13 protein-coding genes are annotated in these 12,954 nt (G+C 65.0%); 5 read left to right on the top strand and 8 right to left on the bottom strand.

Annotated elements, in window-relative coordinates:
- Window positions 1-7: 7 nt before the first annotated feature.
- The 5 genes from G154_RS16285 to G154_RS16305 all read right to left on the bottom strand — a co-directional run bounded on the left by G154_RS16285 (window position 8) and on the right by G154_RS16305 (window position 4,986).
- Entirely contained in the window at window positions 8-799 is a 792-nt protein-coding gene (locus tag G154_RS16285) for a coniferyl-alcohol dehydrogenase (RefSeq protein ID WP_019509868.1), read from the bottom strand.
- Between the two features lie 12 nt (window positions 800-811).
- Window positions 812-2,068: a cytochrome P450 gene (locus G154_RS16290; RefSeq protein ID WP_019509867.1), complete on the bottom strand. Its 1,257-nt coding sequence runs from the start codon at window positions 2,066-2,068 to the stop codon at window positions 812-814.
- Window positions 2,065-3,603 (bottom strand): acyl-CoA synthetase, encoded by a 1,539-nt coding sequence (locus tag G154_RS16295; protein ID WP_019509866.1) that lies wholly within the window; start codon window positions 3,601-3,603, stop codon window positions 2,065-2,067. Before G154_RS16295 ends, G154_RS16290 begins: the two co-directional genes overlap by 4 nt.
- Window positions 3,604-3,606: 3 nt before the next feature.
- On the bottom strand, window positions 3,607-4,011 hold the full coding sequence (locus tag G154_RS16300) for an SCP2 sterol-binding domain-containing protein (RefSeq protein WP_019509865.1): 405 nt from the start codon (window positions 4,009-4,011) through the stop codon (window positions 3,607-3,609).
- 237 nt (window positions 4,012-4,248) lie between these two features.
- Window positions 4,249-4,986 (bottom strand): hypothetical protein, encoded by a 738-nt coding sequence (locus G154_RS16305; protein WP_131701305.1) that lies wholly within the window; start codon window positions 4,984-4,986, stop codon window positions 4,249-4,251.
- Window positions 4,987-5,349: 363 nt separating this feature from the next.
- Here G154_RS16305 and G154_RS16310 point away from each other — a divergent pair, with 363 nt between their 5' ends.
- The 5 genes from G154_RS16310 to G154_RS27300 are packed head-to-tail and all read left to right on the top strand — an operon-like array spanning window position 5,350 to window position 9,592.
- Window positions 5,350-6,723 (top strand): NAD(P)/FAD-dependent oxidoreductase, encoded by a 1,374-nt coding sequence (locus G154_RS16310; RefSeq protein ID WP_019509862.1) that lies wholly within the window; start codon window positions 5,350-5,352, stop codon window positions 6,721-6,723.
- On the top strand, window positions 6,713-7,363 hold the full coding sequence (locus tag G154_RS16315) for a TetR/AcrR family transcriptional regulator (protein WP_023985885.1): 651 nt from the start codon (window positions 6,713-6,715) through the stop codon (window positions 7,361-7,363). Before G154_RS16310 ends, G154_RS16315 begins: the two co-directional genes overlap by 11 nt.
- A complete protein-coding gene (locus G154_RS16320) occupies window positions 7,360-8,289 on the top strand; it encodes an alpha/beta hydrolase (protein WP_019509860.1) in 930 nt (309 codons plus the stop codon). Before G154_RS16315 ends, G154_RS16320 begins: the two co-directional genes overlap by 4 nt.
- Window positions 8,290-8,326: 37 nt before the next feature.
- A complete protein-coding gene (locus G154_RS16325) occupies window positions 8,327-9,412 on the top strand; it encodes a phosphotransferase (protein ID WP_019509859.1) in 1,086 nt (361 codons plus the stop codon).
- A gap of 51 nt (window positions 9,413-9,463) precedes the next feature.
- Window positions 9,464-9,592 carry a hypothetical protein gene (locus G154_RS27300; protein WP_019509858.1) on the top strand — a complete coding sequence of 43 codons (129 nt, stop codon included), beginning with the start codon at window positions 9,464-9,466 and terminating at the stop codon, window positions 9,590-9,592.
- 19 nt (window positions 9,593-9,611) lie between these two features.
- Here the strand turns inward: G154_RS27300 and G154_RS16330 are convergent, their stop codons facing one another.
- The 3 genes from G154_RS16330 to G154_RS16340 are packed head-to-tail and all read right to left on the bottom strand — an operon-like array spanning window position 9,612 to window position 12,953.
- Window positions 9,612-10,427: a CoA ester lyase gene (locus G154_RS16330; RefSeq protein ID WP_023985887.1), complete on the bottom strand. Its 816-nt coding sequence runs from the start codon at window positions 10,425-10,427 to the stop codon at window positions 9,612-9,614.
- On the bottom strand, window positions 10,424-11,746 hold the full coding sequence (locus G154_RS16335) for an NAD(P)/FAD-dependent oxidoreductase (protein ID WP_019509856.1): 1,323 nt from the start codon (window positions 11,744-11,746) through the stop codon (window positions 10,424-10,426). Before G154_RS16335 ends, G154_RS16330 begins: the two co-directional genes overlap by 4 nt.
- 46 nt (window positions 11,747-11,792) lie before the next feature.
- Window positions 11,793-12,953 (bottom strand): acyl-CoA dehydrogenase family protein, encoded by a 1,161-nt coding sequence (locus tag G154_RS16340; RefSeq protein WP_019509855.1) that lies wholly within the window; start codon window positions 12,951-12,953, stop codon window positions 11,793-11,795.
- Window position 12,954 lies beyond the last annotated feature (1 nt).

Consider the following 12,954-nt stretch of genomic DNA (forward strand, 5'->3'; position numbering starts at 1 on the left):
CGCCGACTCAGATCTCGGGCTTCGGGACGACACCGGTGGCCACCGCGCCGCTGATACCGCCGTCCGCCGCCAGGGCCTGGCCGTTGACCCACCGTGCCGCGTCAGAGGCCAGGAAACACACGACAGCGGCGACGTCGGCAGGCTGAGCGTGGCGTCCCAATAGGTCCTTGACCCCGTCGAGGGTGTCCTTGCCCATCGACTCTTCGAAGTCGGCGAGGATGGGTGTTTCGACCGGGCCCGGCAACACCGCATTGATGCGCAATCCCATCTGTGCCAGCGCCAAACCCATCGACTGGGCATAGACCGTGGTGACTTCCTTGGAGAAGTTGTAGGCGTTGCCCTGCTGCGGGTGAGCCTTGAACCACGCGGCTCCCTCTTCGAATGTCTCGGTGGCCAACAGATCCCGGATGGCATCGAGGCGTTCGGGCCAACCGAAGCCCGCCGTCGAGGACACCACGGTGACCGAACCACCGGGCACCAGTCGCTCGAAGAACGCCTCGGTCAGGTGGCGCACGGCAAGACTGTTGACCGCAAGCACGGTATCGGCCGGGGCGGTGCCGGGAATACCTGCCACATTCATCAGACCGTCGTAAGGTCCCTCCAGCGATTCGAGGGCCGCGTCGATACTGCGCGGGTTGGCCAGGTCGACCTCGATGTGGCGGGTGACGGCCGCGGTCGGCCGGTTGCGGTCCAGGCTGGTCACCGAGGCGCCGGCCGCGAGCAGTTGCTCGGCGACCTCGTGGCCGATCCCCGACGCGGCGCCGGTCACGACAAAATGTTTACCGCTGAATTCGGACATGTGTTCCTCTGATCAATCCAGGCTGTAGGGAAGGGATTTGACGGCGTGTACGAAGTTGCCGGTGAGATACTCCGGTTGACCGACCCGCAGGTTCGGTGCACGGAAGATCAACTCCCGGAACAGCGATTCCAGCTGCATCTTGGCCAAGAACGCGCCCATGCAGAAATGTGGGCCACCGCCACCGAATCCCACGTGTGCGTTGGGCTCACGGGTGATGTCGAAGCGGTGCGGATCCACGAATGCACGGGGATCGCGGTTCCCCGACGAGTAGATCAACAGCACCCAGTCGCCTTGCTTGACCTCGTGCCCGCAGAGTTCGGTGTCCTGGGTCGCCGTCCGCCGAAAGGTCATCACCGGGGTCGCCCAACGGACGAACTCTTCGATCCCACGGGCGATATGGGTGTCGAAATCGTTCTGCAACAAGGCACGCTGCTCGGGAAACTCCTGCAGCGCCAAGGTGGTCAGGGTGACCGTGTTGCGGGTGGTGTCGTTCCCGGCGACCGAGAGCAGGACGAAGAAGGCTCCGAGTTCCTCATCGGTGAGCCTGCGACCATCGACCTCGGCCTGCACCAGTAGCGACATCAGATCCGAGGTCGGCTCGATACGCCTGCGCTCGGCGAGTTCCAGCCCCATGGACAACAGCCCCACCAGCGACTCGTTGAGCACCTCACCGGGCTCTCGGCCGGCGGCGACATCGGGGTCTGCCCACGACACCATGCCATCGGCATGATGGGCGGCCTCGTCGCGGAACTCCTCGGGCAAACCCACCATCTCGTAGATGGTCCACATCGGTAGGCGTTTGGAGACCTGCTCTACGAAATCACCGCTGTCGGTGGCCAACAGGTCGGTGACGATCGTGGCGGCTTGCAGGCGCACCTGATCTCGAATCTTGGCCACCTGCCGCGGCGTGAACACCGAACTGATCAAGCGACGCAACGTGGAGTGCGCAGCACCGTCCATGGCCAGAAAGGACTGAGCTGCGTCCAGAAGGTCTTCGGGAACGGCTTCGATCATCACACCCTGACCGGAACAGAACAGGGCCGGATTCTTGCTGACATAGGCGATGTCCTCGTTGCGGGTCACCGCCCACAGCCCGTCGATCTCGGCCTCCATCAGGCCGCCCTCGATCGGGCGGTGCCAGCTCAGCGGCCGTTCGTCGCGCAGGATCTGGAAAGACTTCTCCCGTTCCTGCGCGGTGGACGCCCAGAAATCCAGCGAGGAGATGCTCACCGGGTCGAACGCACGCGCGGTCGGAGTGGGCGCACTCATTGCCGGACCTCCAGGTATTGGTCGAGAAGTTTGCGTTTGGCCAGCTTGCCGGTTGCCAGTCGGGGCAGTTCCTCGACGAAATCGACGGTCTTGGGTGCCTTGTAATGCGCGATCCGATCGCGGACATAGCCGATCAGCTCGGCCGCGAGGTCGTCACCCGCTTGGTCCGGATCGCGCAGCTGGACAACGGCCTTGACCTGTTCACCCATCTCGGGATCCGGGACGCCGATCACGGCGACATCGCCCACCTTGGGATGCAGCGCGAACACGTTCTCGATCTCCTGGGGATAGATGTTCACCCCGCCGGAGATGATCATGAATGCCTTGCGGTCGGTCAGGAACAGAAAGCCGTCCTCGTCGACGTAGCCCATATCGCCCACGGTGGACCAGTTGTCGTGCTGCGGATGTCGCGCTGCAGCCGTCTTCTCCGGGTCGTTGTGGTATTCGAAGGGCGCCAGCTCGCGTTCGAAATACACGGTGCCGACCTGTCCGGGCGCCAACTCCGTGCCTTCGTCGTCACAGATGTGCAGGGTGCCCAGCGCTGCGCGACCCACCGTGCCGCGCTTGTCGACCCATTGCTGGGACGTCACCACCGTCACCCCATGCCCCTCGGTGGCCCCGTAGTACTCCACGAGTTTCGGCCCCCACCAGTCGATCATGGCCTCTTTGACGTCCGGCGGGCATGGTGCGGCGGCGTGGACCGCCACCCGCAGCGACGACACATCGAAGCGGTCACGCTCCTCGGATGACAATTGGAGCATCCGGATGAGCATCGTCGGCACCATCTGGGTGGCGGTGATGCGGTACTGCTCGATGGCCGCCAGCGCCTTGACGGCGTCGAACCGCTCCATGAGCACCACCGTGCCGCCGAGCGCATGGATCCCGCCACACCATTTCAACGGTGCGGCATGGTAGATGGGCGCGGGAGACAGATAGCGGTCGTCGGCAGTCAAGCCGAAGCCGTGGGCGAGCATACCCACCAGCGGTTCTCCCGGCTGGTCGACCTGCAGATCCAGCAACACCGGCTTCACACCTTTCGGGCGGCCGGTGGTGCCGGAGGAGTACAGCATCTCCGCCCCGCGAGGCTGATCAGCCAGCCCGTTGCGGCCGGGCTCGATCAGTTCGGTGTAGTTGCGGTGTCCGTCGATATCGCCGCCGAGGCCGAATCGATGACCGACCCCGGAGGTGGCTGAGACGATCTCGCGAGCCAGCTCACCGACCCCGGCCGAGGCGAACAACACCCGAGCACCGCAGTCGTTGACAATGTAGGCGGCCTCGTCGGCGGCCAGATGCCAGTTGACCGCGGTGATGTACAAACCTGATCGTATTGCCGCCCAGTAGATCTCAAATGCCTCCAGGACGTTGTCGGACAGCAGCGCGATCACATCTCCGCGCCGCAGCCCGAGGTCGCGAAGGGCTGCGGCGATCGCTGCGGAGCGCTGATCCAGCTCGTGATAGGTGAGCGTCTGGCCGGTCTCGGCCATGATCACCGCAGGCTTGTCGGGATCGGTCTTGGCGTGAACTCCGGGGAACATCGGTCAGGCCAGCAGGTCTTCGCGGCCGTCGGCCTTGAGCCGTTCGACATACGGGCCGTAGAGCTTCTTACCCAACGGCGCCAGTTTGAGGAGGCTGGCGACATTGCCCTCGACCTTGATCTTCTTCTTCGCCATGGCCAGCGGCAGGTTCACCTTCCCCTGCCAGTAGGCATTGCCGGTTTCGGCTGTCATCGACATGGTCGCCATGGGCTCGGCTCCCCCGTCGACACCCGAACGCACCGCCTTGTTGGCCATGTCGATCACGACGACCGCGTCGGGATCGGTGAAGTCGAAAGCCACGACGAGCCCGGTGTCGACCAGTTTCGGACCGATCTCCGGGTCGGCGAAGGCCTCGTCGAAGATCCCGCCGATGTACTTGACAACTTCGTCAGAGCTGGCGAACCCCATCGTTCTCCTTAATTTATGTTTGATTCAAAACGTTGTCCGGACCGGACCTGAAGGTGAGGCCATCGTCACACTTGGGTCACCATAAGTCAACCTATGGTTTCGCCAAACGGCAGCCGCAGTGCGACATTTACCCTGTACAGACCGGTAAACATGCCGGACCGTCGATAGCGGGCGCTCGAGTGTCGACCGCAGATAGACCAGTTCGAGTTTTCGATGAAAACTTCAATTTCGCACCGATCATGCCCGATACCGGCTCGAAATCGCCTCCCCCGGGGCGGACTCGACCAGCGCCTCCCCGGCGGAGTCCTCGCGCAGCGCCGCGGCGCGCAAGACGACGCCCATCACGATCAAGAAGATGCTGTACGACGTCAATGCAAGCCAGAAGATGAAGATGCCGCGCCAGGAGAACGGCCCGCCGTGGAAGAAGAATGCCAGGGGGTCCGGCAGGAATGATGCGGCGATCCAGAAGTTCGTGTATCCGACCCAACGCGGCAGGGTGCGGTTCCGGTCCCGAAGAATCGCGGTGCCGATGGCGATGTTCTGGATGATGAACGGAGCGATCGGGGTGATGAACAACAACCAGCAGATGTCGTTGAGCGTCACGGTGATCTCCGGATTGCGATCGGGACGGAAGGCGATGACCGCCATCAACAGCATCGGCAGCAAGAGCAGAACCCCGGTGGCCGCCCCGGTCACCAATTGGATCAGCGCCAGGATCGGATAGCGCCCCTCCATGCGCAACATCCGATAGCCGATCAGCGCGATCAGCGGAAAAACCAGACATACGCCCAGCTGGGCGATCACCAGACCGAACAGCACCCGGGTGTCATTGGCGTAGAAGCTCACCACCTCTTCGGTGGTGCTCGATGATCCCAACGGAATCGGCAGTACGCCGGCGATCAGCCAGCCGATGAAGGCGACGATCACCGTGGCCGGACCGCACCACGCACAGATCACTTGAATTCGACGCGACAAAGCACACCACCTTGCAGAAGTTTTAATTTGGATTAAAAGATAGTCCTCCGCGGTCAACCTCGACAAGGTTATGCCCGAAGTGCCGGTCGAGCAGATCGGATCACCAATGCGCGAAGCGCCAAACCTACTCAAAGAACACCTTTTCGGCGCCATCGTCGACCGGGGTCCGGCGGCTGCCACCCGCCCGATCGGCCGGGTGCGCAGCGGATGTCCACGGCACGGTGTCGAACACACCGGATCCGCACCCTCTCGCCATTTTCGACTTTTCACTAGATTCTGGGCACCAAATGTTGACTCTTGTCAGTTTTTGAGGCTAGCGTCGGTGACCGAGCGTGAGCCATGCCACATCGGATCAGGAGTGCAATGCAGAACACACCCCGTACGGCCATCATCGGCGCCGGCATCAGCGGTCTGACCACCGCGAAGAACCTCGCCGACGCCGGTGTCAGCTACGACTGCTTCGAATCCTCTGACCGAGTGGGGGGAAACTGGGCGTTTCGCAACCCCAACGGGCACTCCAGCGCGTACCGCTCCCTGCACATCGATACCTCTCGAGATCTACTGTGCTTCAAAGATTTTCCGATGGACCCGAGCCTGCCCGACTATCCGCACCACTCCCAGATCAAGGACTATCTCGACGACTACACCGACGCGTTCGGTCTGCGCGAGCACATTCAATTCAACACCTCGGTCACCCGGGCCCACCGCTTTCCCGGCGGCGGGTGGCGCATCGATACCAGCGACGGGAGAAGCGGCACCTACGACGCGCTCGTGGTCGCCAACGGTCATCACTGGGATCCGCGTTTCCCGGATTTCCCCGGGGAGTTCACCGGAGAGATCATCCACTCTCACGCCTATATCGACCCCACCGAGCCGCTCGACCTGAAGGGCAAGCGCATCGTGGTCGTGGGGATCGGCAACTCGGCGGCCGATCTGGTCTCCGAGCTTTCCCAGAAGTCTTGGCAGAACACGGTGTACCTGTCGACGCGATCGGGCGCCTGGGTGGTACCGAAGTACATCTTCGGCATGACCGCCGACAAGATCGCACGCACGCTGCCGGTGATTCCGCTGTCCTGGCAACGTCGCGCCATGCGTCCGGTGGCGCGCTGGTTGTTCGGCAACCCCGAAAACTACGGCTTGCCCACGCCGAATCATCACTTTCTGGAGGCCCACCCGACGCAGTCCGCCGAGTTGCTCATGCGGCTGGGCGCCGGTGACGCGACCGCCAAGGTCAACATCGAACGACTCGACGGTGACACGGTGCACTTCGTCGACGGGACGTCGGTGCAGGCCGACGTGCTGATCTACGCCACCGGGTACAACATCACCTTCCCGTTCTTCGACCCGGACTTCCTCAGCGCTCCGAACAACCATCTGCCCCTGTACAAGCGCATGCTCAAGCCGGGCCTCGATGATCTGATCTTCGTCGGCTTCGCCCAGGCACTGCCCACGTTGTTCCCCTTCGTCGAATGCCAGGCCCGGCTCGCGTCGGCATATCTGGCCGGGACGTATCGGCCGCCGTCCATCGCCGAGATGCACAAGACCATCGCCGCCGACGAGCGCAAGTACATCGGACACTTCTCCGACAAGCCCCGGCACACCCAGCAGGTGGACTACTTCGACTACGAACGCAATATGCGCACCCGGGAGCTGCCCGCCGGGGCGCGGCGGGCAGCCAAATACGGACCGGTGATACTCACCGGTCGGGCACCCGCGGCCTCCCCTCGTGCCAGCTGACGCGGCCAAGGCCACCCGCCGGCGCAATCCCGGCAGGCCTCAACCACGTGGCGAGCACCGGCGCCATCGACTGTTGGCGGTGCTGGCCGAGCACCTGGAACACCAATCGTTGGCCGATATCTCGGTCGCCGCGGTGGCCGAGGAGGCCGGCTTGGCGCGTTCTGCGTTCTACTTCTATTTCAGCAGTAAGAACGAAGCGGTGACCCATCTGCTGGGCGAGATCTTCGATACCCAGATCGACGAGGCCAGCAGGGTCATCAGCAGGCCTGGAGACCCGCGGGTCAATCTGTCGGAATCACTGCACCTGGCTGTGCAATCTTGGGTGACCCAGCGCCGGCGATTCCTCGCGATGCTCGACGCCCGCGATGCCGATCCGGAGACGCGCGAGATCTGGGAAGCATGGCTGCGGCGCTACGAAGACTTCGTCGCCGGTTATATCGACGAGCACCGATCCACGGCACCGATCCCGTCACGCGAACTGGCCCACTCACTCATATCGCTGAATGCGCTGACGCTGGAACGCCATCTGCGCGGCACCGGGCTGGCGAGCGCCGAGTCGGTCCACGCGGCCCTGGAGCACATCTGGGTCAACGCGATTTACGGCGAACCGACCTCCACGATCGATCGGAGTTCCCGTTGAGCACCGCACAGCAGATCCGTATCGACACACCCGACGGCGGACATCTGGCGGCCGAGCACCACCACGCCGACAGCGATGACCTGACCGACACCCACGGGCGTCCGTGCATCGTGATGGCGCATGGCGTCGGTGCCACCCGGGACTGCGGCCTCGACGGCTTCGCGGCGGCACTGGTGGCCGCGGGCGCCGACGTGATCGCCTTCGACTACCGCCACTTCGCCGGATCCTCCGGTGAGCCAAGGCAACTCGTGCACCTGCAACGACAGATCCAGGACTACCATCATGCCGTCGGTCATGCCAGGTCACTGTCCGGGGTGGACCCGGACCGGATCGTGGTGTGGGGTGTCTCGCTGTCCGGCGGACACGTGTTGCGGGTCGCTGCCGAGGATCACCGGATCGCCGGCGTCATCAGCCTGACACCCGCGGTGGACGGTGCTGCGGCGGTGCGGACGATGCTCGGAGCGCACGGACCCGGCCACGTCATGCGGCTGTTACGGATCGGGCTCGCCGACCAAGTGGCCGCACTGCGCCACCGACCAGCGGTACTCGCGCCGATCGTCGGACACTCCGGTGAGCCCGCTGCACTGTGCGCCCCCGGCGCGGTGGACGGTATGCAGGCGATCGCCGGGCCCACCTGGCGCAATGCCATCGCGGCGCGGGTGCTCCTGCGGATCGGGATGTATCGGCCGGGTGCCGGCGCCATCCGCATCGCGTGTCCGGTGCTGATGCAGATCGCCGATGGTGACCGTAGCGCGCCCCCGGGAGCCGCGACGTCGGCCGCCACCCGGGCCCGCGCCACCGTGCATCACTACCCGTGTGACCACTTCGACGTCTACCCCGGTGCGGCACACCATGATCGCGTCACCGCACACCAGAAGGCGTTCCTGCGCCGGGTGCTGGCGCCGCGAGCCGTCATGGTTCCGTGACCCGACCCGTTCACCCACCGTCACAGAAGGAGACGATATGACCGTCATCCCCCACACCGTCGACCATTTCAGCCCAACGGTGGTATCGGCGCTGCTCGCCGATGTGCCCGGATGGCACACCGTCGAGGTCGCCACGCTGGACGCCACACCGGTCGGGACCGGCCAGATGGCCAGCAGTTATCGGTTGACACTCGACTACGCGGTGCGCCCGGCAGGCGCTCCGGACACCGTGATCGCCAAGGTGTCCAGCACCGACCCCGCCAGCCGCCAGATGGCGATCGGTACCGGCGCCTACCAGCGCGAGGTGTTGTTCTACCGGCACCTCATCGATGTGACCACCGTGCGCGCACCACGGTGCTTCGCCGCCCACATCGCCGACGACCTCGGTACCTTCGTGCTGCTTCTCGAAGACATGGGTCCGGCACGGACTGTCGAGCAGATCGGCGGCTGCACCGCCGATGAGGCGGATCTCGCGCTGGCTCAGGCTGCCGCACTGCACGCAGGCTCGTGGGGGCACGCTCGGCTGGCCGAGCACCCCTGGCTCGGCGCCGTAACGGTGTGGAATGCCCTGGCCGGCACGCTTCCTGCGATCATCGACCCGTGGCTGGAGCGTTTCGGTTCCCACCTGGGATCCGAGCACGTCGAGGCGGCCCGGCAGCTGGCCCGGGATGTGCCGGCATGGTTGGCAACGCTGGCAGAGCTGCGGTGCCTCTGGCACGGGGACTTCCGCCTGGACAATCTCCTGTTCGACGCGCAGGGCGGGCACACCTCGATCGCCGTCGTCGACTGGCAGAGCGTGGCGGCCGCACCCGGCGTGATCGATGTGTCGTATCTCCTGGGCACGTCGATGGCGGAGGCCGCGCGGGCCGAGCACGAACGCGCGCTGGTCACCGAATATCACCGGCGGTTGGTGGCCCTCGGCGTCACCGACTACGACTTCGCACGGTGCTGGCTGGAATATCGTGCACACGCTCTGTACGGCCTGGTGCTGTGCATTCCGGTCTCGCTGGGGGTACAGAAGTCCGAACGCGGGGACCGGATGTTCGCCGCGATGGCGGCCAGGGCCGCACAACAGATCGTCGACAACGACAGTTTCACGGCGTTACGCGCGCTCGCCGGCTGACGCAGGCCCCTCGACGGTTCGGCACTTTTTCGAATTGCTGTTAAATTCTACATGCTCGTGGCGATCTGCCCGTCGAGCCTGAGTCCACAGGACTACCTGACGCAGTCCGGGATCGAGCGAGCCCATATCGCCGGTGAACGCGCCGCCCGCGAGATCCCGGGTTCGCTCGGGGCCGGCTGAGCCATGCCCCACACCGACGTCAGCGAGCGCGGGCCAGCAGACCGCGCGCGCGGTCCACGACCGGCTTGTCGACCATCTTTCCGTCCACCGCACACGCGCCACCGGCCGCGGCGGCAGTGACCACCCGTTCGGCCCAGCGCAGCTCGGAATCTGTCGGCGTGAAGCGCCGATTGACAGCGTGCACCTGAGCCGGGTGAATACACATCTTTCCGGTGAAACCCAAGGTGGCCGCGTGTTCCAGATCGGCGACCAGCCTGTCCCCTTCGGTCAGATCGGTGGTCACCCCGTCTAGCGGTGCCGCGCATCCGGCGACAGCCGAGGCGAGCACCACCGCGCTGCGCGCATACTGCAATGCCGTGTGGCTGTCGGGATCGACCCCGAGCTCGGCCCCGAGGTCGACACTGCCGAAGGCGGCACGAACCACCGAATCGGCACCGCACAGGGCCGCCGCACCGGCCACTCCCCGCGCGGTCTCGATCAACGGGATCAGAGCGGTGCCGGCAGGCAACACGGCGGACACCCGGTTGAGCTGTTCGACGCTGTGCGCCTTGGGAACCATGACCGCACAGCGCCGCTGCGCGAGAACGGCCAGATCGTCTGCGCACCACTGTGTCTCGGTGCCGTTGACCCGGACCGCCACCTCGGCGCCACTGTCCAGGAATGCCGACACCGCCGCCCGCGCCGATGCTTTGGACTCGACGGCGACGGCGTCCTCGAGATCGAGTATCACCAGGTCGGCGCCGCTGTCGAGTGCCTTGGAGAATCTGGCGGGGCGGTCTCCGGGGACGAACAGCGCACTGCGCGCGTGACCGATCCGCGCGGCAAGATCGGTCAGCTCAGCACCGCCGGTCGATGTGCGGCCACGATCTTGTCCACGACGATCTTTGCCGTCTCGGCACATGCCGTGGTCCCGCCGTTGGCATACTCCTTGACGCCGTCGCCGACATTCCACAGTCCGGCCAACGGGGTCTCATGTGTCAGGTCGTAACCGGCAACGGCGCGCTGCGGCGGCCAGTCGTCTCGGGTGACGGCGATGTTGAGAATGCGGGCCCGGTTGTCGAAATCCTCGATGTTGTCCCGCAAGTCCTGCAGCAGGAGCTCGGTTTCGGCGGCCTCGTCGAAGTCACCGGTCGGATTCTTGGGCACCGCGGTCCCGGCGTAAAGATTCCACCCCGGCGGAGCCATCTCGGGGCAAACATCGGTGAAGTTGGAGACGTAGGCCAGCCTGCGCGATTTGGCGAAGCTCAGCATGCCGGGGACATCGACGAGACGGTCCTGGCTGGCGAAGTTGACCGTGATCATCGACGTGGGCCGGTCGGCCTTCTTCACCAGGTCCTGGTAATCCGGCGGCACGTTCTCCTCGCCCAAAAGTGCGACGGTGCCCGCGGGCCCGATATCGCTGACGACGATCGGCGCATCGATGCGCACCGACTGCCCGTCACGAGTCACCTCGATCCCGGTGACGGTGCCGCCATCGGCGGTGAGGATCTTCGCCACCGGTGTCGACAGCCAGATCTGTCCGCCATTGGCGACCACCGCATCGGCCAGCGCACGCCAGATACCGATGGTGCCCTCGGGATGGAAGCCGAAGCGCTTGAAGGCACTCTTGCGGGTGAAGTAGGTCAGGAACACTCGGGCGGGCAGATCCTCGGAGCCGACAGCGAAGACCGAGGCACACATGTTGCGGAAGATGCCATGCACGCCTTCGTTCTTGGTGTACTTGGCCACCCAGTCCGCGGTCGACAGTTCATCTTCGGGCAGACCGGAATCATTACGCGCGGCACCGATTCCCTTGACCAGTTTGGCACCTTGGCGGGTGAGTTTGCCCAGCAGGAACCCCCAGCCGCCGCCGGTGACGTCGACGTCCTTGCCCGCGATGCGGTACAGGATCGGCGGTGAGGGCTCCCGGATGTCGAACCGGGCCCCCACCTCTCGGCAGGTCTCCTCGGTGATGCCGCCCACCTCGATCACGATGGCCCCGTTGTTCACCTTGAAGTCGTCGATATCGTCGGTGGAGGCCCGGCCACCCACCTTGTCGAGCCGTTCGACGACCAGCGTGCGGTAGCCGAGTTTGGTCAGGCGCGCGGCGGTGAACAGGCCGCCCGCGCCGGCGCCGATCACCACGGCATCGTATGTCTCGCCCGAAGTCGTCATTGTCCTACTCCTTGAAAGTCGTTGTGTTGCTGCGATGGTGGCCGGGTCAGTACGAACGCGGCAGCCCCAGCGAGGTCTGGGCAACGTAGTTGAGCACCATCTCGCGACTGACCGGTGCGGTGCGCATCAGCCGGGTGACGAACCACAGCTCCGAGAGGCCGTACTCGTGGGACAGCCCGTTACCGCCGTGCGTTTGGATCGCCTGGTCCAGTGCCTTCAGGGCGGCCTCGGATGCCGAGTACTTCGCGATGTTGGATGCCTCGCCGGCCGGCAAGCCGGCGTCGAATTGCTGTGCGCTCAGCGCGGTTGCCAGCCGGCTCAGCTCGACGGCGATGTGACTGTCGGCCAACGGGTGGGCCACGCCCTGGTGTGCGCCGATCGGTGTCGACCACACGTTGCGTTCCTTCGCGTAGGCCACCGCCTTGTCGATCGCGTACCGACCGACGCCGCCACAGATCGCGCCGACCAGGATCCGCTCGGGATTGAGGCCGTCGAACACCTGCCGCAGACCGTTGCCGGCCTGACCGATCAGTGCGTCCTCGCCCACCTCCACCTCGTCGAGGAAGACGGTGAACTGCTTGTCCGGGGAGACGATCGAGGTGTCGATCTGCTGGATGCTGAAGCCCTTGGCGTCGGTGGGCACGACGAACAGTGACAGCTTGGACTTCTCCGGTGTCGAGTGATCGGCATCGCGCGCCACCAGCAGGACCGCCTCGCACTGATCGACCGCGGAAATGTAGTACTTCGCACCGGAGATCACCCAACCGTCGGCCGTCTTGCGGGCCGTGGTCTTGACGTTGTGGCTGTTGGAGCCGGCATCGGGTTCGGTCAAGCCGAAGGCCATCTTCTGACTGCCGTCGGCGATGCCGGGCAACCAGCGCCGCTTCATCTCATCAGAACCGTGGTGGGCCAGGATGGATCCACAGATCGCGGGCGAGATGACCCAGATCAGCATCGGCATACCGTGCGCGGCGAGTTCCTCGACCACCACCACGGCCTCAGCCATACCGCCCCCGCCGCCGCCGTACTCCTCGGGCAGGTGCACGCCGAGCAGACCGGCCGCGCCGAGATCTTTCCACAGTTCCCCGATGTCCTCGCCCTTGCGCCCGCGCTCCAGGAAGTATTGCGAGCCATAGCGTTCGGCGATGCCCGCGACGGTCTCCCGGATGGCGCGGTGCTCTTCGGTATCGGTGATCAAACCAGTCATG

The sequence above is a fragment of the Mycobacterium sp. VKM Ac-1816D genome (assembly GCF_000416385.1).
In the GTDB taxonomy this organism is placed as follows: domain Bacteria; phylum Actinomycetota; class Actinomycetes; order Mycobacteriales; family Mycobacteriaceae; genus Mycobacterium; species Mycobacterium neoaurum_A.

Coding starts and splice junctions, on each gene's coding strand:
- G154_RS16285 (WP_019509868.1), bottom strand. CDS start 799: ATGTCCGAATTCAGCGGTAAACATTTTGTCGTGACCGGCGCCGCGTCG.
- G154_RS16290 (WP_019509867.1), bottom strand. CDS start 2,068: ATGAGTGCGCCCACTCCGACCGCGCGTGCGTTCGACCCGGTGAGCATC.
- G154_RS16295 (WP_019509866.1), bottom strand. CDS start 3,603: ATGTTCCCCGGAGTTCACGCCAAGACCGATCCCGACAAGCCTGCGGTG.
- G154_RS16300 (WP_019509865.1), bottom strand. CDS start 4,011: ATGGGGTTCGCCAGCTCTGACGAAGTTGTCAAGTACATCGGCGGGATC.
- G154_RS16310 (WP_019509862.1), top strand. CDS start 5,350: ATGCAGAACACACCCCGTACGGCCATCATCGGCGCCGGCATCAGCGGT.
- G154_RS16325 (WP_019509859.1), top strand. CDS start 8,327: ATGACCGTCATCCCCCACACCGTCGACCATTTCAGCCCAACGGTGGTA.
- G154_RS27300 (WP_019509858.1), top strand. CDS start 9,464: ATGCTCGTGGCGATCTGCCCGTCGAGCCTGAGTCCACAGGACTACCTG.
- G154_RS16335 (WP_019509856.1), bottom strand. CDS start 11,746: ATGACGACTTCGGGCGAGACATACGATGCCGTGGTGATCGGCGCCGGC.
- G154_RS16340 (WP_019509855.1), bottom strand. CDS start 12,953: ATGACTGGTTTGATCACCGATACCGAAGAGCACCGCGCCATCCGGGAG.